Annotated in this window: 19 protein-coding genes and 1 pseudogene; 14 read left to right on the top strand and 6 right to left on the bottom strand. The window is 70.6% G+C overall.

Annotation, left to right across the window (positions count from 1 at the left end):
- Positions 1-15: 15 nt before the first annotated feature.
- Complete coding sequence (locus Q0Z83_RS18630) at positions 16-663, top strand: DUF5994 family protein (protein ID WP_317795220.1); 648 nt, start codon at positions 16-18, stop codon at positions 661-663.
- A gap of 379 nt (positions 664-1,042) precedes the next feature.
- Positions 1,043-1,219, top strand: a complete 177-nt coding sequence (locus tag Q0Z83_RS18625; protein WP_317795219.1) for a hypothetical protein — start codon at positions 1,043-1,045, stop codon at positions 1,217-1,219.
- 32 nt (positions 1,220-1,251) lie between these two features.
- On the opposite strand, the gene Q0Z83_RS18620 is transcribed toward Q0Z83_RS18625, so the two are convergent.
- On the bottom strand, positions 1,252-1,419 hold the full coding sequence (locus Q0Z83_RS18620; RefSeq protein WP_317795218.1) for a hypothetical protein: 168 nt from the start codon (positions 1,417-1,419) through the stop codon (positions 1,252-1,254).
- Positions 1,420-1,883: 464 nt separating this feature from the next.
- Here Q0Z83_RS18620 and Q0Z83_RS18615 point away from each other — a divergent pair, with 464 nt between their 5' ends.
- Positions 1,884-2,897: a chemotaxis protein CheB gene (locus Q0Z83_RS18615; protein ID WP_317795217.1), complete on the top strand. Its 1,014-nt coding sequence runs from the start codon at positions 1,884-1,886 to the stop codon at positions 2,895-2,897.
- Positions 2,898-2,906: 9 nt separating this feature from the next.
- Complete coding sequence (locus tag Q0Z83_RS18610; RefSeq protein ID WP_317795216.1) at positions 2,907-3,635, top strand: hypothetical protein; 729 nt, start codon at positions 2,907-2,909, stop codon at positions 3,633-3,635.
- Between the two features lie 50 nt (positions 3,636-3,685).
- Here Q0Z83_RS18610 and Q0Z83_RS18605 read toward each other — a convergent pair whose 3' ends face one another.
- Positions 3,686-3,853, bottom strand: coding sequence for a hypothetical protein (locus Q0Z83_RS18605; protein WP_317795215.1), 168 nt, complete (start codon positions 3,851-3,853; stop codon positions 3,686-3,688).
- Between the two features lie 199 nt (positions 3,854-4,052).
- Between Q0Z83_RS18605 and Q0Z83_RS18600 the strand changes: the two genes are divergently transcribed.
- Positions 4,053-4,748 carry an RNA polymerase sigma factor gene (locus tag Q0Z83_RS18600; RefSeq protein WP_317795214.1) on the top strand — a complete coding sequence of 232 codons (696 nt, stop codon included), beginning with the start codon at positions 4,053-4,055 and terminating at the stop codon, positions 4,746-4,748.
- A 192-nt stretch (positions 4,749-4,940) separates the two neighbouring features.
- Positions 4,941-5,611: pseudogene (locus Q0Z83_RS55790) on the top strand (sigma-70 family RNA polymerase sigma factor); the annotation flags it as partial.
- A gap of 20 nt (positions 5,612-5,631) precedes the next feature.
- Here the strand turns inward: Q0Z83_RS55790 and Q0Z83_RS18590 are convergent.
- Positions 5,632-6,213: a sigma-70 family RNA polymerase sigma factor gene (locus Q0Z83_RS18590; protein ID WP_317795213.1), complete on the bottom strand. Its 582-nt coding sequence runs from the start codon at positions 6,211-6,213 to the stop codon at positions 5,632-5,634.
- Positions 6,214-6,330: 117 nt separating this feature from the next.
- Here Q0Z83_RS18590 and Q0Z83_RS18585 point away from each other — a divergent pair, with 117 nt between their 5' ends.
- From Q0Z83_RS18585 to Q0Z83_RS18565, 5 genes are all read left to right on the top strand, one after another.
- A complete protein-coding gene (locus Q0Z83_RS18585; protein ID WP_317795212.1) occupies positions 6,331-8,340 on the top strand; it encodes a cytochrome c oxidase assembly protein in 2,010 nt (669 codons plus the stop codon).
- 28 nt (positions 8,341-8,368) lie between these two features.
- A complete protein-coding gene (locus Q0Z83_RS18580; protein WP_317795211.1) occupies positions 8,369-8,956 on the top strand; it encodes a copper chaperone PCu(A)C in 588 nt (195 codons plus the stop codon).
- Between the two features lie 17 nt (positions 8,957-8,973).
- Positions 8,974-10,140: a Dyp-type peroxidase gene (locus Q0Z83_RS18575; protein ID WP_317797095.1), complete on the top strand. Its 1,167-nt coding sequence runs from the start codon at positions 8,974-8,976 to the stop codon at positions 10,138-10,140.
- A complete protein-coding gene (locus Q0Z83_RS18570; RefSeq protein ID WP_317795210.1) occupies positions 10,137-10,652 on the top strand; it encodes a copper resistance CopC family protein in 516 nt (171 codons plus the stop codon). Before Q0Z83_RS18575 ends, Q0Z83_RS18570 begins: the two co-directional genes overlap by 4 nt.
- A 237-nt stretch (positions 10,653-10,889) precedes the next feature.
- Positions 10,890-13,130, top strand: coding sequence for a GDSL-type esterase/lipase family protein (locus tag Q0Z83_RS18565; RefSeq protein WP_317795209.1), 2,241 nt, complete (start codon positions 10,890-10,892; stop codon positions 13,128-13,130).
- A gap of 72 nt (positions 13,131-13,202) precedes the next feature.
- On the opposite strand, the gene Q0Z83_RS18560 is transcribed toward Q0Z83_RS18565, so the two are convergent.
- Positions 13,203-13,574, bottom strand: coding sequence for a hypothetical protein (locus tag Q0Z83_RS18560; RefSeq protein WP_317795208.1), 372 nt, complete (start codon positions 13,572-13,574; stop codon positions 13,203-13,205).
- A 6-nt stretch (positions 13,575-13,580) separates the two neighbouring features.
- Between Q0Z83_RS18560 and Q0Z83_RS18555 the strand changes: the two genes are divergently transcribed.
- Positions 13,581-14,372: an AfsR/SARP family transcriptional regulator gene (locus Q0Z83_RS18555; protein ID WP_317795207.1), complete on the top strand. Its 792-nt coding sequence runs from the start codon at positions 13,581-13,583 to the stop codon at positions 14,370-14,372.
- Positions 14,373-14,421: 49 nt separating this feature from the next.
- Positions 14,422-14,844, top strand: a complete 423-nt coding sequence (locus Q0Z83_RS18550; protein WP_317795206.1) for an HIT family protein — start codon at positions 14,422-14,424, stop codon at positions 14,842-14,844.
- 40 nt (positions 14,845-14,884) lie between these two features.
- Here the strand turns inward: Q0Z83_RS18550 and Q0Z83_RS18545 are convergent, their stop codons facing one another.
- Complete coding sequence (locus Q0Z83_RS18545) at positions 14,885-15,583, bottom strand: SAM-dependent methyltransferase (protein WP_317795205.1); 699 nt, start codon at positions 15,581-15,583, stop codon at positions 14,885-14,887.
- A gap of 90 nt (positions 15,584-15,673) precedes the next feature.
- Positions 15,674-16,540, bottom strand: a complete 867-nt coding sequence (locus Q0Z83_RS18540; RefSeq protein WP_317795204.1) for a hypothetical protein — start codon at positions 16,538-16,540, stop codon at positions 15,674-15,676.
- Positions 16,541-16,882: 342 nt separating this feature from the next.
- On the opposite strand from Q0Z83_RS18540, the gene Q0Z83_RS18535 reads away from it, so the two are divergent.
- A complete protein-coding gene (locus tag Q0Z83_RS18535) occupies positions 16,883-18,343 on the top strand; it encodes a flavin-containing monooxygenase (RefSeq protein WP_317795203.1) in 1,461 nt (486 codons plus the stop codon).
- Positions 18,344-18,346: the final 3 nt, after the last annotated feature.

Below are 18,346 nucleotides of genomic sequence, written 5' to 3'. Positions count from 1 at the left end.
CCTCGAAGACGCTTGGTGATCACCGAAGAGATCTTGTCCGGCTGGGCCGGCCGGCTACCGGCGGGCGAGGACAGCCGCCGCGCCTACTGTACGCGTCTTTGCCAGTACCCGGCGTACAGTGGTCGTCAACGACCTCTCCACGATCTCCGACGAGCGCAATCAGCGCCCACCCTCGGCGGTGCGGAGGTCGTCAACCGAGAGGTAGCCGCCATGGCACCGACCATCCTGTCCACACAACCGCAAACGCGGGATGACGCCGTACGTCTGCTGATGGACCCGCATCCTTCCCGGGTGACCGTCCTCGACGGCGCCTGGTGGCCCCGGTCGACGGACGTGACGGTCGAACTTCCCCGGCTGGTGGACGCCTTGACGGGCTTGCGCGGCACGATCACGCATGTGCTGATGAGCTCCGCCGAGTGGGACCTGCCCCACTCGCCACGAGTCGCCGTGGACGACCGGTCGGTACGGATCGGTTGGTATCTCTCTCAGCCGGCAGGTCTGGTCACCGTCATGACCGATTTCGGGAACGACCGCTTCGACCTTTTCGTCGTGCCACCGAACTCCACCCCGGCATCGGCCGACGCGACCATGGCCGCCGCGGCGGCCGCGACCGACAGGCGCCGTGCACCCGACCTGCTCACGGATATCGAATACACCCGATGATGTGCTCTCGAGGACCGGCACGCCCGGCCGAAGCCGGCCGTGCCGCTCCGAAGAGCCCGCCCCATCGGGGACCCACCGGCTTGCGTTGAACCGCCATGCCGCAGCGGCTTCCGTTACCACTCCAGACCGCCCCAGCCGCCGGCTCTCATCCGGAGTGCTGTCATCTCGCCCAATAGCGACCCCGATCATCGATGGAGACCCGGATATCGATTGCCCAGGGATGCCGGCAGGCTGGCATCCGTGACGAGACCATCCGATCAACCCGGCAGCAACGGGAGCGGCATGCCCGTTGCGGCCCTTACTCGCCGGGAGAACGCGGAAGCCCTGGCGTCGGAGCTGCGGGCCGGATTTCAGTGTGGCCGGTCGGTCGGGTGGTCCGGTGCTGGTGGTCTCGGATCGGATCCGTGGGGTGCTGCGGATCGATCGTGATCCGAGCTGGCAGCAGGTACTTTCGGCGCTGATCGGCGAGCTGATCGCGGTGGGGCAGGATTCGGAGCCGTTCGACGAGTCGATGGTGCCGCCGCCTCCGCGGATGCCGTGGCACCGCGACCGGTAGCCTACTTCCTAAGAGCTCCACCGGCCGGTTTCTCATCGGGTTCCCGGTCGGGCGGCGAGGTACTTCACGAAACGGACCTTGGCGCGCTGGCGTTGCTTGTAGGCGGTCTCCAGGCTCATGCCCAACCGGTCGGCGGCGTCCTTCATGTTGACGTGGTCGAAGCCGGTGATGGTGAGCAGCTTGACGTCCCGCCCGGCCAACGGCCGTCCATCGGGCGGCGAGCGCAGCCAGAAACTCGTGGAAGAGGACGCCGAGGTCCGCGTCGAGCATGCCGCCGGTCAGTACCTCGGTGTCGGCGTCTTGCCTCTCCAACGTACGCCTCGCGGTCGGCCATCACCGACACCAGCCGCCAATGCCGCAGCAGCTTCGCGTCGTACGGCCGTACCGGCGGACGTGAGCGCCTGAGTTCGCCGCGCGAAAACCGCACAGCCGGTGTGATGGCACGGACGCCGACCGGGGCACCGTTGCGGTATCGACACCGATCGGGTTCGTGCGGCTGAGATCCCCGTGCCCGGCCGAGACCGATGACGGCCCCAGCCCCCCAGGCGGGGCCTTCATCGTGTGCGGCCATCGAGCGAGTCGTTCCCGGGAGGTGACCCGTTCGGGGTGTTTACCGGATCTCCGCGCGGGAATGCCGCCCGACCACCGAGGAGGGCGGACGGCGATGACGCGTCGCGATGTGGTCGTGATCGGCGGTTCGGCGGGCTCTCACAAACCGCTGGCGCAGACGCTGGCGCGGCTGCCGTCCGACCTGCCGGCCGTCGTGCTGGTGGTGCTGCACGTGGCCCCCGGGGCACGGTCCACCCTGGCCGACAGCCTGGCCAGGTCCTGTGCCCTGCCGGTACTGCCGGCCGTCGACGGCACCCGCCTGGAACCGGGCCGCGTCCACGTGGCGGTGCCCGACCGGCACCTGCTCGTCGACGACGACGTGATCCGGCTCAGCGACGGCCCACGACAGAACCGGGTCCGCCCGGCCGTGGACGCCCTGTTCCGATCGGCGGCCCGGTGGTGCGGGCCGCGGCTGGTCGGCGTGATCCTGTCCGGCAGCCTCGACGACGGAGCCGCCGGCCTGGCCGCGATCACCGCGACCGGCGGGATCGCCCTGGTGCAGGACCCGACCGAAGCGCGCTTCCCCGGCATGCCGACCGCCGCGCTGCGCGTCGTCCCGGACGCGGCGACGTTGCCCGCGATCGACCTCGCCGACGCGATCGTGGAGGTGGCCGGAAAGCCGATCACCGCCGGGGCAGGGCCGCCGACACCACTGGTCTGGGAGACCGACATGCTCGCGTACGGCACCTCGAACACTCCCGATCGCGGACCACCCGTCGTGCTCGGCTGCCCGGAATGCTCGGGCGGCATGTACGCGGTACGCACCGGCCGCGCCGCCCACTACGTCTGCCACGTCGGCCACTCCTACTCGCCGCAGTCGCTGTCGGCCGTCCGCGACGACAGCATCGAGGCGGCGGTCTGGACCGCCGTCAGCGCTCTGCAGGAGAAGGTCATGATCCTGGAGGAACTGGTGGAGCAGGCGCAGACGGCAGGCGACCCCACCGCGGCCGACGACTTCCGGACCGAAGCCGGACGCGCCGCCCGCGCGGCCGACGGGCTGCGCGAATACGTGCACCCGCCGCCGAGCGCTGCCCGGACAGTCGCGTTTCGCCGCCCCGCCGGCGGGTAGCCGCCCCACATGACGACCAGCGCCGACGTGACGTTCACCGGTCTGCCCGCGATCATGAGAGCCGCCCGCCTCCTGCTGGTCGCCGCCGGGCTCGGGCTCGGCGTCCGCGTCGTCCGATCGCGTCACCGCCGGTCACTGCATCCGGCCGGACGGTCGTTCACCGGCGAGCTGGAGATCTGGGGCGCCGACCCACCGGCCGGGTCTACCCTCACCGACCGGCCGGGCCGCCATCCGGTGACGGTGCGACTCTCCAAAGGCGTCGGTACCCGCGGCGACCGCCCGGACATCCTCGGCCTGGCCGTCCGAACCTCGACCGCCGACATCCTGCTGTCCACCACCGGCCGCGGTCGCCTCACCCGGCACCTCCCGATACCCCGGAGGACCTTCGACAGTCGGTACGGCTCGATCACCGCCTACCGCGCCGGCGACGGCCACCAGGTCCACCTCGGTGCCGAGCCCACCGCGGGAGACCGGCCGCTGGGCCGCACCCTGGCCGGGCTCACCACCGCGGCCCGCCGCGGCGCCGACATCACGCTGCACGTCAGGTCCGGCCGGGTGGACCGCCCCTTCGGCCGGCTCACCGTCGGCCGTCCACTGTCGCCGGCGGCCGACGCGACGCTCGCGTTCAACCCGGTCCACAACGCCGCCGCCGACCTGCATCCGACCGGGCTCATCCACGGCTCCCGCGCCCTCGCGTACCGGCTCAGCCAACGCTGGCGCCGGGTGCCGCCGGCCTGACCATCCCGGCCGGGCCGACGACCGCAACGCGAGGGCGCGACCCCCGCGTGTCAGGCGACGATCTGGTCCAGCACCGCCGTCGCCAGGGTCAGGACCGCGCCGACGGCGGCGCCCGCGCTGAGCACCACGTTGGAGATCCGGCGATCGTCGACCCACAGGACGATCGCGACGATCAGCCCGACGACGACCGCGAAAACGGTGGCGAAGCCGTAGGCCACGAGGCTCTCAAAAACGTGATTCCGCATCATTTTCCGTTCTCTCGATGAGCATGTCCGTCGCACTTGTTGTGTTCGAGCGGCGCTCAACCCACGCCAGGATCTCGAAGGAGTGACTTTCGGTGATCCGCGTGGGATTCGCCGATGCCCGGGACAGAGAACCTGCGCACGACAACCGGGAGGTCACGAATGGGGAGGACGGATGGGGGCCACCAATGACGGCGGCGACTCCGAGAAGCCGACGGTGGACGCCGAGCAACTGGCCTGGGACACCGTTAATTGGGAGGAGGTCGAACTGGCGAATTTCCGCGGCCTGCCTTGGGACGAGCTCATCGACCGACTGATCCGGCACGCCCTTCCGATCATGCGGTCGGCGATGAGCAGCGGCAAGATCTTCACCTGGTGCCGGGAGCGCAATGCGATGATCAGATTGAGCAGACCGGACCCCTGGCTCCCCCAGGATCAGGAAGACCTCGCCTTCCGATCGGTGTCCACGGCCGTGCAGCATTTCGTGAAAGCGGCACGCGAAGGCCGAGGCTGGTCACCGGCGGGCGGTGCCACCATGAGCAGCTTCTTCCTGGGGCTGTGTATCTCCGCGTTCCCGAACGAGTTCCGCACTCTGCTGCGGGAGCAGAAGAAGCGCCACCACACCGAACTGAGCGAGGACACCGCGATCCCCTCGGTCCCGGGCCCGGAGGAGGCGGTCGCCGCCGCCGACGAGATGAACCGGCTCCTCGACGGCATCGCACCGGAGCAGCGCCGGGCACTGCTCGCCAAGGCCAACGGATTCTCCCACGCGGAGATCGCCACCCAGATGAATCTCACCCCCCGAGCGGTCGAGGGCTTGATCTATCGCGGCAGGCAGCAGCTCAGCGCGTTCGGAGAGGCGGACAAATGAAGACGATCAGGTCCGGTCTGAACATCCCCGGTGACAACACCGCCCGCCCGGTCCGGCGCGCCGGATCCGGTTTCCGGCCGCCGACCCAGCCGACCGCCGGTCAGCGATCCGGCAGAGCGGCCGAACAGGTCGATCTCGACGAGTTCGAGACCTGGCTGAACCGGGGCTCACTGACGGTCGACCCACAGGCTCCCGAAGCGGCGACAGCCGACGACATCGAGCAGATCCGCAGCAGGGCCGGATGCGTCCGCACCGTCGACAGCGACATCGTCGGCTACACCACCGGCGTCCTGGCGCCAGGGGCGATGCCGCCGGTTCTGGTGGATTCCGGGCCCGACGATCGAGGGTACGGCGACACGGCGGCCGAGGTGTGGGCGCTGGTCGAGCGGGCTCAGGCCGGTGAGGCGCAGGCGTTCGGGCTGATCTACGACCGGTATGTGGACACCGTCTTCCGGTTCGTCTACTTCCGGGTCGGTGACCGCCGGCTCGCCGAGGACCTCACCTCGGACACCTTCCTGCGCGCTCTGCAGCGCATCGGGAGCTTCACCTGGCAGGGCCGCGACCTGGGCGCCTGGCTCGTCACCATCGCCCGCAACCTGGTCGCCGACCACGTCGAGTCCGGCCGCCACCGCCTCGAGACGACCACCGGCGACGTGCGGGAGCCGCACGACGTCGCCCTGCTCACCGCGGTCAGACAGCTCGACCCGCAACAGCAGGAGTGCATCGTGCTCCGGTTCCTGCAGGGCTTCTCGGTGGCCGAGACCGCCCAGGCCATGGGCACGAACGAGGGCGCCGTCAAGGCACTTCAGTACCGGGCCGTACACGCGCTGAACCGGCTCCTACCCGACGGGTTCTCCGGGTGACCGCCCAGGTGCCGGCGCGGTCACCCGGTCGCCCGGGTCGGGGGCTGCTCGTCGCGCATGGCGGTGAGCAGGTCGTCGCGGGCCCGGGCCACCCGGGAGCGGACCGTGCCGATCGGGCAGCCGATCACCTCCGCCGCCTCCGCGTAGGACAGGCCCGCGATCTGGGTGAGCACGAACGCGTCCCGGCGGTCCGTCGACAGACCGCCGATCAGGGCGGTGAGCGCCTGCTGCTCCTCGAAACGTGACCCGCCCGGCCAGACCACCGACTCCGCGGTGGCCTGCCAATCCGGCAGCGCCGCCGCCCGCGGACGCCGCGACGTGGTCCTGGTGTGGTCGGCCGCGACCCGGCGGGCGATGGCGAACAGCCAGGTACGCACCGTGGACCGGCCGGCGAAACCGGGCAGCGACCGCACCATCCGGATGAACGTCTCCTGCGTCAGGTCCTCCACCTCGGCGGCCGGCACCAGCGTGCCCAGGAAACGCATCAGATCACGCTGCGTGGCGCGGACCAGGGCGGTGATCGCCCGGCCGTCACCCCGCACCGCGTCCTCGACCAGGGCCGCCAGGACATCGACGGGCTCGGACTCCTGCTCCGCCGTCACACTGCGGCTTCGATCCGCCGGGCCGGCGGCACTGTGGCATACACACCGTTACAGTCGTCGCGTCGCTTCTCGTGGTTCCCGGGAACCACGACAAGGCGACGACCGACTGATGATCATGTGCGAAACACCCTGACGACCCTGGCCGCCGCCGCGACCACGACGCTCGTCCTGATCGCCGCGCTGCGGTTCGGCGGCGCGATCGACGACACCGTCCTGCCGGGCCTGCCGAACCCCGGACCGCTGACCACCTGGATGCTGCCGGGCGCGCGCACCCTCGCGAACCTGCTCGGGGCCCTGACCGCCGGCCTCACCCTGACCGCGGCGTTCCTGCTGCCCGGCGACGGCGACAGTGTGGCCGCCCACGGCTGGCTACTGCTGCGCCGCACCACGATCCTCGCCCTGGCCTGGGCCTTCACCGCGACCGCCCTGATCGTCCTGACCGTCTCGGACGTGCTCGGCCTGCCCGTCGACCGACTCGGCTACCAGACGGTCCTCAGCTTCGCACTGTCGATCGACCAGGGCCGGGCACTGCTGCTGCAGGCCGGCCTGGCCCTCACGGTCGCCGCCCTCAGCCGCGGCGGGGTCTCCCGCGGCCTGGCCGCCGGCACCGCCGTCGTGGCGATGGTCGCGCTGCTGCCTCCCGCGTTCACCGGGCACGCCGCCGGCGCCGGGAACCATCAGGTCGCGGTGACCGGCCTCGCCCTGCACATCCTGGCCGCGTCACTCTGGACCGGCGGACTGGCGGGCCTGCTGCTGGTGCGCCGGCATCGGCGGTTCGCCGACACCGCCGCCCGCTACAGCCGGCTCGCGCTGGCGTGTTTCGCGGCCACCGCGATCAGCGGCGTGGCCGGTGCGGCGGTTCGTCTCGGCGGCCTCACCGCCTTGTTCGATTCACGGTACGGGTCACTCGTACAGCTGAAGGTCGTGGCGTTGGTGATCGTCGGGGTGATCGGTGCCGGACATCGCAGCCGCACCCTGCCGGCGCTGCGTGCCGGATCACCTGGGGCGTTTCTTCGGCTGGCAGCCGGTGAGCTGATCGTTCTCGCCGCGGCGGCCGGGCTCGCGGTGGCGTTGTCGCGCAGCCCCACGCCGGTGCCGCAGGAGCCGGACGGCCCGGACCCGCTGGTGGAACTGCTCGGCTTCGACATGCCGGCCCCGCCGGCCGCCGCCCGGCTGCTCGGCGACCCGCTGCCGGACATGTTCTTCCTGACCGTGGTCGCGGTGGGCATCCTCGCCTACCTGGCGGGCGTGCGCCGGATGCGAAGGGCCGGGCACGGCTGGCCGGTCGGCCGCACGCTCTCCTGGGTCGGCGGGATGCTGCTGCTGGCCGCGGTCACCGGCCTGGGCGTGGCCCGCTACGCCTATGTGCTGTTCAGCGTGCACATGGTGCAGCACATGATCCTGTCGATGGCGGTGCCGATCCTGCTGGTCGGCGGCGCCCCGATCACCCTCGCCCTGCGGACACTGCGCCGCCCGGCCGACCCGCAGGTCCGCGGCGCCCGCGAATGGCTGCTGCTGCTCCTGCACAGCCGCCCCGCCCGCCTGCTGAGCCATCCACTGGTGGCACTCGCGATCTACGTGACCAGCCTGTTCGGCCTGTACCTCAGCGACCTGCCCGGCACGCTGATGCGTTACCACCTGGGCCACCTGGCGATGCTGGTGCACTTCGTGTTCGCCGGATACCTGCTGTTCTGGGTGCTGATCGGCGTCGACCCCGGCCGCCGCCGGATCCACCCGGCGATGCTGACCGTCGTGCACCTGCTGGCGATGGTCGCGCACGCGTTCTTCGGGTTCGTGCTGCTGCAGTCGACCACCGTCATCGCCGTCGACTGGTACACCGCCGTGCATCCGCCCTGGGCCGAGCCGCTGCTCGCCGACCAGCGACTCGGCGCGAGCCTGGCCTGGGCGTTCGGTGAACTCCCGGCGGTACTGGTCATGCTGATCCTGGTCCGTCAGTGGATCCGCTCCGACGAACGCGAACAGGCCCGCCTGGACCGGGCCGCCGACCGCGCCGAGCACGACGGCACCGACGACGACCTGGCCCGCTACAACGCCTTCCTGGCCGCCGCCGCGAAAGATTCTCCACCCTCGCCGGGAACCGAACCGGCCCGAACCCCGCACCAATGAGCAACCACCCCTCAACGAAACGGGCATCATGCGACTCACCTTCCTCTCCGGCTCCCGGCGGCGCACCGTCGCGACGGCGGTGCTGGCCGGCCTCCTCACCGCGGGCACCCTGGCCGGTTGCGGCGGCAAAGACGAGACGAACAGCGGCGGCGGTACGAGCCCGGCGCCCTCGGCCACCACGGCCGCGGCACTGACGATCAAGGACCCGTGGGTGAAGGCCTCCGCCGCGGGTGAGATGACCGCCGCGTTCGGGACACTGGTCAACGGCACCGCCGCCGACATCACCATCACCGCCGTCGAGTCGCCCGCCTCACCGATGGAACTGCACGAGATGGCCATGAAGGACGGCAAGATGGTCATGCAGCCCAAGGAGGGCGGCTTCGTGATCAAAGCCGGCGGCACCCACGAACTCGCACCCGGCGGCGACCACCTGATGCTGATGAACCCGGCGCAGGAGATCAAAGCCGGCGACGAACTGACCTTCACCCTCAAGATCTCCGACGGTACGACCATGGCGTTCACCGCCATCGCCAAACCGTTCGCGGGCGCCGAGGAGAGCTACGCCCCGGGCCACGGTTCGCCGTCCGGCATGCCGATGGCGAGCAGCGACTCGTGACGTCCCGGCTCTCCCCGGTGAGCAGGCGCCGCCTGCTCACCGGGGGTTCGGCCGCCGGTCTCGGCGTCGCCGCCGGGGCCGGCCTGGTCGCGATGAACGACGGGCCGGCACCCGTTGCGGTCACGGTCGCCGACACACCGCAGATCGGCACCGCGACCGTCGCATTCCACGGACCCCGCCAGGCCGGGATCGCCGAAGACCCGCCCGCGCACGCCTCCTTCACGGCGTTCACCCTGCACCGCGGCACCGACCGGGCCGCCCTGGGCCGGATGATGCGGCTGCTGTCCGACGACGCCGCCCGCCTCACCCAGGGCACCCCGGCGCTCGGCGACACCGACGCGACCCTGGCCGTGCTACCGGCCCGACTGACCGTCACCTTCGGATTCGGGCCGGGCCTGTACCGGGCGGCCGGACTGCCGTCACCGGTCGCCGACCTGCCCCGATTCACCATCGACCGGCTACAGGACCGCTGGTCCGGCGGCGACCTGCTGCTGCAGATCTGCGCCGACGACCCGCTCACCGTCGCACACACCCAACGCATGCTGATCAAGGACGCCCGGCCGTTCGCCGCCGTCCGCTGGGTCCAACAGGGCTTCCGCCGCAGCCCCGGCGTGCAGGCCGCGGAACACACCCAACGCAACGTGATGGGCCAACTCGACGGCACCGCCAACCCGCGCGGCACCGAGATCGACCCGGCGGTGTGGAACCCCGACGGCTCCACCACGCTCGTGGTCCGCCGGGTCCGCGCCGAGATGGAGACCTGGGACAAACTGTCGGTCACCGACAAGGAGAACGCCGTCGGCCGACGGATGGACTCCGGCGCACCACTGAGCGGCACCCGGGAACACGACAAACCCGACTTCACCGCGCTGGACGAGTTCGGGCTGCCGAAGATGCCGGACTTCTCGCACGTCACCCGGGCCCGCGTCGAAGACCCGAGACTCAAGATCCTGCGACGGCCGTACAACTACGACGGTGTCCCGGACGCGAACGGCGTACCGGACAGCGGCCTGATCTTCGCCGCCTACCAGCGCGACATCGCCGAACAGTTCGTCCCGATCCAACGCCGCCTCGCCGAGAAGGACCTGCTCAACGAGTGGATCACCCCGATCGGGTCGGCCGTCTTCGCGATACCGCCCGGCTGCGCCGAGGACGGCTGGATCGGCAAGCCGGTGCTGACGTGAAACGGCTGCTCCTGACCGTCGCGGCGGTGCTGGCGGCACTCGGGCCCGGCACCCCGGCCTGGGCCCACGCCCGACTGGTGACCGCCGACCCGGCCGCGGACACCACCTTGACGGCCGCGCCCACGGCCGTCACCCTCGGGTTCAGTGAACGGCTGGACGCCGACTTCACCACCATCGTGGTCAGCGACGCGGCCCGGCAGCGGGTGCCCGCGTCACCGGTGACCGTCGACGGCGCCCGCGGCACGCTCACTCTGACCGGGGCGCTGAGCAACGGCGTCTACACGGTGGCGTTCCGGGTGGTGTCGGTCGACGGGCACACCGTCCACGGCTCCTACCCGTTCACCCTGGCCGACCCGGCCCGGCCCGCCGCCGCCCCGGCACCGGCGGCCACCGTCCCCGCCGCGGCCCGGGACTCCACCGGCCCGGCCCTCGCGGTCGGCGGCGGGGGAGTGGTCCTGGCCGCGGTGGCCGTCTGGCTGTACCTGGCGACCCGGCGGCCGGCCGGGACCTGAGACGCCCGCCGCGGCCGCCTCGGCCGTTCGTCGGGCCATCCCGCCGGACGGCCGGGCCGGCTCCGGCGTTCCCGAAGTGATCAGTCCGCTCGTCGCCGCGCCGGCTTCTTCGGAGAACCCGGTCCGGCCGGCAGATGGATATGTGTGTTTCGCGATTACTGCTGTGATTCGTGGTGAACCCGACAAAGGTTGTCAAGGAGCACCGTGAAGACAGCAATATCCTGGTTTCGAGCAGGAGTGGTCACTCTCTGTATCGCAGCTGCCGGGCTCGTCGCCGTCACCCCGGCGTCGGCGGCCACTTCGATCCGCTACGTCGCGATGGGCGACTCGTACTCCTCCGGCGAAGGCACCTACGCCGTCAACAGCAGGTACGACCTCGGCACCGCCGACGACTGTCACCGCAGCGACCTGGCCTGGGGACGGATGCTCGCCGCCGACCCCGCCAACAGGCTGAGTATCGCGCACCTCGCCTGCTCGGGGGCGCTCACCAAACACATCACGACGGCCACCCAGAACGGCGCCGAGCCGCAGATCAACCGGCTCAAGAGGCTGAACCCCCGCCCGGAACTGGTCACCATGACCATCGGCGGCAACGACGCCGGCTTCGGCAAGGTCGCCGAGGCCTGCTACGTCTGGGGCGGCAAGAAGTGCTCGGACGCCATCAACGCCGCCGGTAAGGCCATCGACAGACTCGCCGACTGCACCGACTCCCGTGAGGCCGCCGACGGCTACACCTGCCTCAAAGAGGTCTACCGCGCCGTCAAGGACCAGGTACCGACCGGCCGGGTCGTCATCGTCGGCTACCCGCGCCTGTTCGCGACCGGCCTGCGGGCGTACACCCGCTGCTCCTGGGCGAACGGCCTGCCCGGCTCGCTCGGCAAGATGAACGACCTGGTGATCAAGATGAACGGGCAGATCCTCGCCCAGACCAGGCTCGCCGGCGTGGAGTACGTCGACGTCACCGACACGATGAAGGGCCACGAGCTGTGCACCGACCCGTCGTGGATGCGCAGCATCACCGCACCCAGCGGTAAATGGAACACCATCTCGGCGCACCCGATGAAGGAGGGCCAGAACGCGATCAAGAACGTGGTCGCGAGCTACCTGCGCGCCCACCCGGTCGTGTCCGTCCCACCGCCGGCCACCGGACCCGCCCCGCAACCGGGGAACAAACCGCCGGTGGCCGCATTCACCGCCGACCGCCTGACCGGCGCCGGTAACCGGGTCACCCTCGACGGCAGCCCGTCGACCGACCCGGACGGCACCATCGCGTCGTGGACCTGGACCTCCGGCAACCGCCAGATCGGAACGGGCCGGACACTGACCACCTCGTTCGCCGGGATCACCGAGCCGACGGTGACCCTGACCGTCACCGACAACGACGGCATCCCCGCCAAGGCCACCAGGACGCTGTCCTTGCCGAACCGGGAACCGGTCGTCTCCGGAGTGACACCCCGCTACGGCACCGTGGTGGCCGGCACCACACCGGCGTTCACCGTCGCCGCAACCGACCCCGACGGCGACACACTCACCGCGACCTTCCGCGTCACCGGCCCGTCGGTCGACGTCTCGTCCGGCCCGACCCGGCTGAGCTGGACCGTTCCCGCACACCGCCTCGACCCCGGAACCGGATACCGCCTCGACGTCACCGTGCGCGACCCGTCCGGTGCCGCCGCGACCACCAGCGGCACCTTCACCGTGGCCATGCTGCCCACCGCCGCCGACGTCACCGCCACCTCGACCGGCAACGGATACTGGCAGGTGGACACCTACGGCGGCGTGTTCTCCTACGGCGACGCCCCGTTCCACGGATCGCTACCGGGCCTCAACGTACGGGTCACCGACATCATCGGCATGACCCGCACCCCCGACAACGGCGGCTACTGGCTGGTCGGCCGCGACGGCGGCGTCTTCGCCTTCGGCAACGCCGGCTTCTACGGGTCGATGGGCGGCAAACCGCTCAACGCCCCGGTCGTCGGGATGGCCGTCACCCGCACCGGCAAGGGGTATTGGCTCGCCGCCGCCGACGGCGGCGTCTTCGCCTTCGGCGACGCCGGCTTCTTCGGCTCGATGGGCGGCAAGCCGCTCAACAAGCCGGTCACCGCGATCGGCGCCACCGCGAACGGCGGCGGCTACTGGCTGGCCGCGAAAGACGGCGGCATCTTCGCGTTCGGCAACGCCGGATTCCACGGCTCGATGGGCGGCAAGCCACTCAACGCGCCGATCGTCGACATGGACGTCACCCCCGACGGCGGCGGGTACTGGATGACCGCCGAGGACGGCGGCGTGTTCGCCTTCGGCAACGCCGGATTCCACGGCTCGATGGCCGGCCGATCACTCAACGGCCACATCACCGGCATGTCGGTCACCCCGAGCGCCGGCGGCTACTGGCTCAACGGCTGCGACGGCGGCATCTTCGCCTTCGGCGACGCGGTCTTCCACGGCTCGAAGGCGACCTTCCAATGCCGCGGAGTCTGACCTGACCGGCCCGGCCCGGCGCCTCCACGGAGGCGCCGGGCCGGGCCGTGGATCAGCGGGTCGGGGCCTGCCCTACTCGCCCCAATCGAGTTGATGCTCGGGAACGCCGACGGTCCGGCCGTACTCCACGGCGGCCTCCCGCCCGGCCCGGTCACCCTTGGTGTACCGGAACACGCGACCGGCGAAGACGACGACGTGGTCGTCGCCGACCTCGAAGTCCGCATACCAGCCTGGATCGCCGGACAGCGATTCCGCCAACGCCTCCGCCAGCGCGTCCGCCGCATCATCGGGTGCCTCGAAGTCGACGAAGGTCCAGATGCCGGGCCGGCCGGCCGACGTCGAACCCGACACGTCATGCCGACCGAGCCGGACGACCCGCAGCGACGGCACCCGCAGATCCCAGCCGACGCGCAAGCTCTCGGCCAACAGTCGTCCCCGCAGCATTCCCCGATGCTCCCACGTGACCGTCGGACACCGGATGGGCACGATCCGAAGTTTCGTCGATCGGTTGTCAACGAATCGTCGTCGTGGCGCGTCTACATTCGCCGGCACATCACGAAATCCGGGGAGGCGACCATCACCGGGCAGGGACACGACGACGCGGCCATCACCGTGCTGGGCGCGATCACCGTCCGCCGACACGGCCGGGCGACACTGGTGGCGAGCCACCCGCAACGATCCATCCTGCTCGCGCTCGCCGCACAGGTGGGCCGGGGCGTGCCCCGCGACGACCTGGTCGACTGCGTGTGGGGCCCGGACGCCCCACCGACCGGACCCAACATGATCTACCGACACATCGGCGGCCTACGCCGGCTGCTCGAACCCGGCCTGCCGAAACACTCCGAAGGACGCCGCATCATCCGCGCCGGCGACGGCTACCGCCTGATGGCCACCCCCGACACCCTCGACCTCATGCGGTTCCGTGACGGCGTCGCCCGAGCCCGGGTCCTCGAAGCCGGACACGACGACCGCGCCGCCCTCGACACCTTCGCCGCCATGCTCGCCATGCGAACCGGACCCATGCGGTACGGGCCCGGGCCCGCCCCGGTCACCGCGGTACGGCGCGAATACCTGGCCGTGTTCCGCGACGCCGTCGACCTGGCCCTGCGCATCGAACGCCCCGGCGACCTGGTGCACCTGGTCCGCCACTACGCCGCCGACCTGATGGCCGACGCCGACCTGGCCACCCGGATCGAGGCGCTCCGGACGGCCTGCCTGGCCCGGCCGGTGCGGGTCCGCTGAACGGGCGGTCCGGCTTCGCCCGTCCCCGGCCGATGAGGAGAATGCCGGTATGACAAGTGTCTTCACGCAGATCATCACCGGCGCCCTGCCCGGCCGGTTCGTCTGGCAGGACGACCAGGTGGTGGCCTTCCTGACCATCGCACCGCTGCGCGCCGGGCACACCCTCGTCGTTCCCCGCCAGGAGATCGACAAGTGGACCGACCTGCCGCCCGAGCTGCTCGGCCGGGTGATGACCGTCGCCCAGGCGGTCGGCCGGGCCGTCGAGCAGGCGTTCGGCGCACCGCGTGCCGCACTGGCCATCGCCGGACTCGAAGTCCCGCACGCCCACGTGCACGTCAGCCCGATGTGGGACATGAGCGACCTCGACTTCAACCGGATCGCCGTCGAGAACGACCAGGCCGCGCTGGACGACGCCGCCGAACGGCTGCGGACCGCCCTGCGCGACCACGGCCACGCCTCGTACGTACCGTGAAAACGCCGTTGATCCTCTGTTGATCCGCCGTCCTACCGGCTCAGGCCGGGGTCAGGATCAGCCACCCGAAACCGACCACCCCGCGGTAGCCGCCGAGATAGCCGTCGCGCCGCTGGTCGGCGAACGCGCGGGCGTCCGGCGTGCCGAGGCGCTCGACACCCGCCCGCCAGTCCGACTCGAAGTCGTCCCACTCGGCCAGCGTCGACTCGGCGATGTGCAGCGGACGGAACCCGGCGTCCACCGCCGCCCGCGCCAACGCCGCCAGATCCGGCAGGTCACCGAACATCTCCCGGACGTTGTCGTCGGGAGCGGCCCGGTAGAAACCGTCGGCGAACAGCGCCTTCCCACCGGGCTCGGTGAGCCGGTGCAACGCCGTCAACGCCTGGCCGGTGTCGCCCCAGATGTGCCCGGCCCCGATGTTGACGACCAGCTCAGCAGGTTTGCTCCAGACGGCGGCGTCCTGGCTGTGGAACGTCACCTGTGCCGACAGTTCGCGTTCGGCCGCGCGTTGCCGGGCCCGTTCACCGGCGGCGGCATCACTCTCGACACCGTCACCGGCGATCCGGTAGGCCGCGCACAGCTGCATCAGCAGCTCACCGCTACCGCACCCCAGATCAAGGGCCCGCCACCCCGGCCGGTCCGGCGCGAGCCGCCCGGTCAGATCGGCGGCCCGCTGTGCACCGAGGGGAGCGTTGTAACTCAAGCCGGCCGCGGCAGCGGCCCGATAAACCGAATTCACCGGCATACGGTACGGCGTACCGGCCGATCAAGGCGGTCTATTAAACAGCCGTGCCGCCCCACTACGTCAACAAGATCATCCACGCCGCGCTCAATACTTGCGGTCGAGCCGGAACTGGGAACACTCGGCGGACTGCTCGAGCGCCGTCTGGTCTTCCATGACGGTGTGCAGCTCGTCGGTCAGTGAGTCGTCGAGGCCTTCGTAACTCTCGGGCTCGATCTCATCACCGAGAAGCTGCGCCAGCAGGTCGCTCTTCTCCCGATAGGTCCTGCTGTAACTCTCGTTGAGCTCGTCCATGGAGTCCTGGCACTGCTGCTCCTGGCGTTCGAGCTCAGCCTGCCGGTCGGCCTCCGTCTGCTCGCCGACCGTCGCCTCCGCGGAGATCTTGGTCGCGAGCGGGCCCGACGTGTCGTCGGACGCCGTCCGGATACCGGTTGCCGGCAGCCCGCACGCCAGCTGCGCCTCGCGGACATGGGTGTTCATCGACCCGAACAGCGACAGCAACTCCGCGAAGTAATCGCCCATGCCGGCGCCGGGATTGGCGGCGATCGCGCGTCGCAGCGTCGCCGCCTGGCCGACATCACCGGCCAGACCTCGTACGGCGGACTGCAACTCGTCGTCGAACACCAGCATCCGGGCCTTGGTCTGCAGCTGAGACTGGAGTCCGCTCAACGCCGCGCCGGCGTCGTCGCTGCTCTTGGTCGCGTCCATGAACGATCCGTTCTCGTCGGCGACGATCGGGCACAGCTCACTCTTGGCGTACGCGGTGCTGCCGAGTGCGGCGCCACCGCTCAACACCAGCAGACCGGCCACACCGGCGATCACCACGGCGGCCCGTCCCCGCATCCGGGGCGCGGTCGAGGGCGGCCCGACGAACGGTGGCTGCGGCGCGGCGTAGTGCTGGGCAGGGCCGTAGCTTTCGGCGCCCGCGGGGTGGGCGGCGTCCTCGTTCGTCACAGCGATGATCTCCTCAGGTGAATCAGCCCGGCTCATGGCCGTGCTTCGGCGTCCGTGCGCTGATGCCTCTATCGGACTCCCGGTCCACGGGTTGAGGGGCTGCGCCGCTCGGCGTCGAAGTTCAGCGGCCGGCCTCCGCGACGGCGGGCCCGGTCCACGTCGTCGCGCTGCGGTGGCGTGATGGATCTTGCAGCCCGCGCCGGCGTCCGAACGGCCGACCGGTTCCGGGGTGTTGCACTCTGCACCATCCGGTCGCCGATCCGGTGCATTCCTCTCTCGCGCCGCGTGACCCCGGTTGCCGATCCTGGAGGCCTGTCAGCAGTCGACGGCGAGCGGAGCGGCATGACCACCTTCGAACATCTCGACGTGCTGATCGTCGGGGCCGGCATCTCCGGCATCGGCGCCGGACGCTACCTGCGCACCGAGCTTCCCGGACACAGCTTCGCGATCCTCGAGGCCCGGGCCGCCTCCGGCGGGACCTGGGACCTGTTCCGGTACCCCGGCATCCGATCGGATTCGGACCTGCACACCTTCGGGTATGAGTTCAAACCGTGGCGCGACGAGGAATCGATCGCCTCCGCGCCGCGCATCCTGGCCTACCTGCGGGAGACCGCCACCGAGAACGGCCTCGACGCCCACATCCGCTACCACCACCGGGTCGTCGGCGCGGCCTGGTCGACCGAGCGGGCCCGCTGGACGGTCGACGTGCAACGCACCGACACCGGCGAGCGAACCACCCTGACCTGCGGTTGGCTCTTCTCCGCCAGCGGCTACTACCGTTACGACGAGGGCTTCACCCCGGCCTTCGCCGGCCGTGAACGGTTCCGCGGCACCATCGTGCACCCGCAGCACTGGCCGGACGACCTCGACCACCGCGGCAGACGGATCGTCGTGATCGGCAGCGGCGCCACCGCGGTCACCATCGTCCCGGCGATGGCCGCCGACGCCGCGCACGTGACGATGCTGCAGCGCACACCCACCTACGTGGTGCCCGCACCGACGAAGGACGCCCTCGCCAAAGCGCTGCGCAGGTATCTCGGCGAGCAGCGCGGATACGCCTGGACCAGGCGTAAGAACATCACCCAACAGAAGATCATCTGGGGTCTGTCGAAACGCTACCCGACCGCGACCCGCAAGCTCATCCGATGGGTCAACGTCCGCCGGCTGCCGCCGGGCTATCCCGTCGACGAGCATTTCAACCCGCCGTACGACCCATGGGACCAGCGGTTGTGCGTGGTACCCGACGGTGATCTGTTCCGGTCGATCCGCCAGGGCAGGGCATCGGTGGTCACCGACCGGATCCTGTCGTTCACCGAGAACGGGGTGCTCCTGGAATCCGGCCGGGAACTGGAAGCCGACATCATCGTCACCGCGACCGGCCTGAACGTGCTGGCCTTCGGCGGTGTCCCGATCACCGTCGACGGCACCCCGGTCCGATTGTCGGACACCGTCGCGTACAAGGGGATGATGCTCTCCGGGGTGCCGAATTTCGCGTATGCGATCGGGTACACCAACTCGTCCTGGACGTTGAAGATCGGGCTGCTCTGCGAGCACTTCTGCCGGATGCTGCACCACATGGGCACCCACGGCTACGACATCTGCCGTCCCGAGGTCGCCGACCCGCACATGCCGACCCGGCCGTTCCTGGACTTCGGCGCCGGATACATCCAGCGGGTCGTCGACCAGCTGCCCCGGCAGGGTGACCGGATGCCGTGGCTGACCTCGATGGACTACCAGTCGGACGTGAGAGTCCTGCGCGCCGACGCGGTCACCGACCCGGAGTTGCACTTCGGCCGCGCCTGATCG

Source organism: Actinoplanes sichuanensis (assembly GCF_033097365.1).
Classification (GTDB): Bacteria; Actinomycetota; Actinomycetes; order Mycobacteriales; family Micromonosporaceae; genus Actinoplanes; species Actinoplanes sichuanensis.
The sequence above is the reverse complement of the archived record's forward strand: the minus strand, read 5'-3'. Positions and strand labels throughout refer to the sequence as shown.

Excerpts from the sequence above, each read along its gene's own strand:
- Q0Z83_RS18615 (WP_317795217.1), top strand. The coding sequence starts at position 1,884 with ATGACGCGTCGCGATGTGGTCGTGATCGGCGGTTCGGCGGGCTCTCAC.
- Q0Z83_RS18610 (WP_317795216.1), top strand. The coding sequence starts at position 2,907 with ATGACGACCAGCGCCGACGTGACGTTCACCGGTCTGCCCGCGATCATG.
- Q0Z83_RS18600 (WP_317795214.1), top strand. The coding sequence starts at position 4,053 with ATGGGGGCCACCAATGACGGCGGCGACTCCGAGAAGCCGACGGTGGAC.
- Q0Z83_RS18580 (WP_317795211.1), top strand. The coding sequence starts at position 8,369 with ATGCGACTCACCTTCCTCTCCGGCTCCCGGCGGCGCACCGTCGCGACG.
- Q0Z83_RS18560 (WP_317795208.1), bottom strand. The coding sequence starts at position 13,574 with ATGCTGCGGGGACGACTGTTGGCCGAGAGCTTGCGCGTCGGCTGGGAT.
- Q0Z83_RS18555 (WP_317795207.1), top strand. The coding sequence starts at position 13,581 with ATGCTCCCACGTGACCGTCGGACACCGGATGGGCACGATCCGAAGTTT.
- Q0Z83_RS18550 (WP_317795206.1), top strand. The coding sequence starts at position 14,422 with ATGACAAGTGTCTTCACGCAGATCATCACCGGCGCCCTGCCCGGCCGG.
- Q0Z83_RS18535 (WP_317795203.1), top strand. The coding sequence starts at position 16,883 with ATGACCACCTTCGAACATCTCGACGTGCTGATCGTCGGGGCCGGCATC.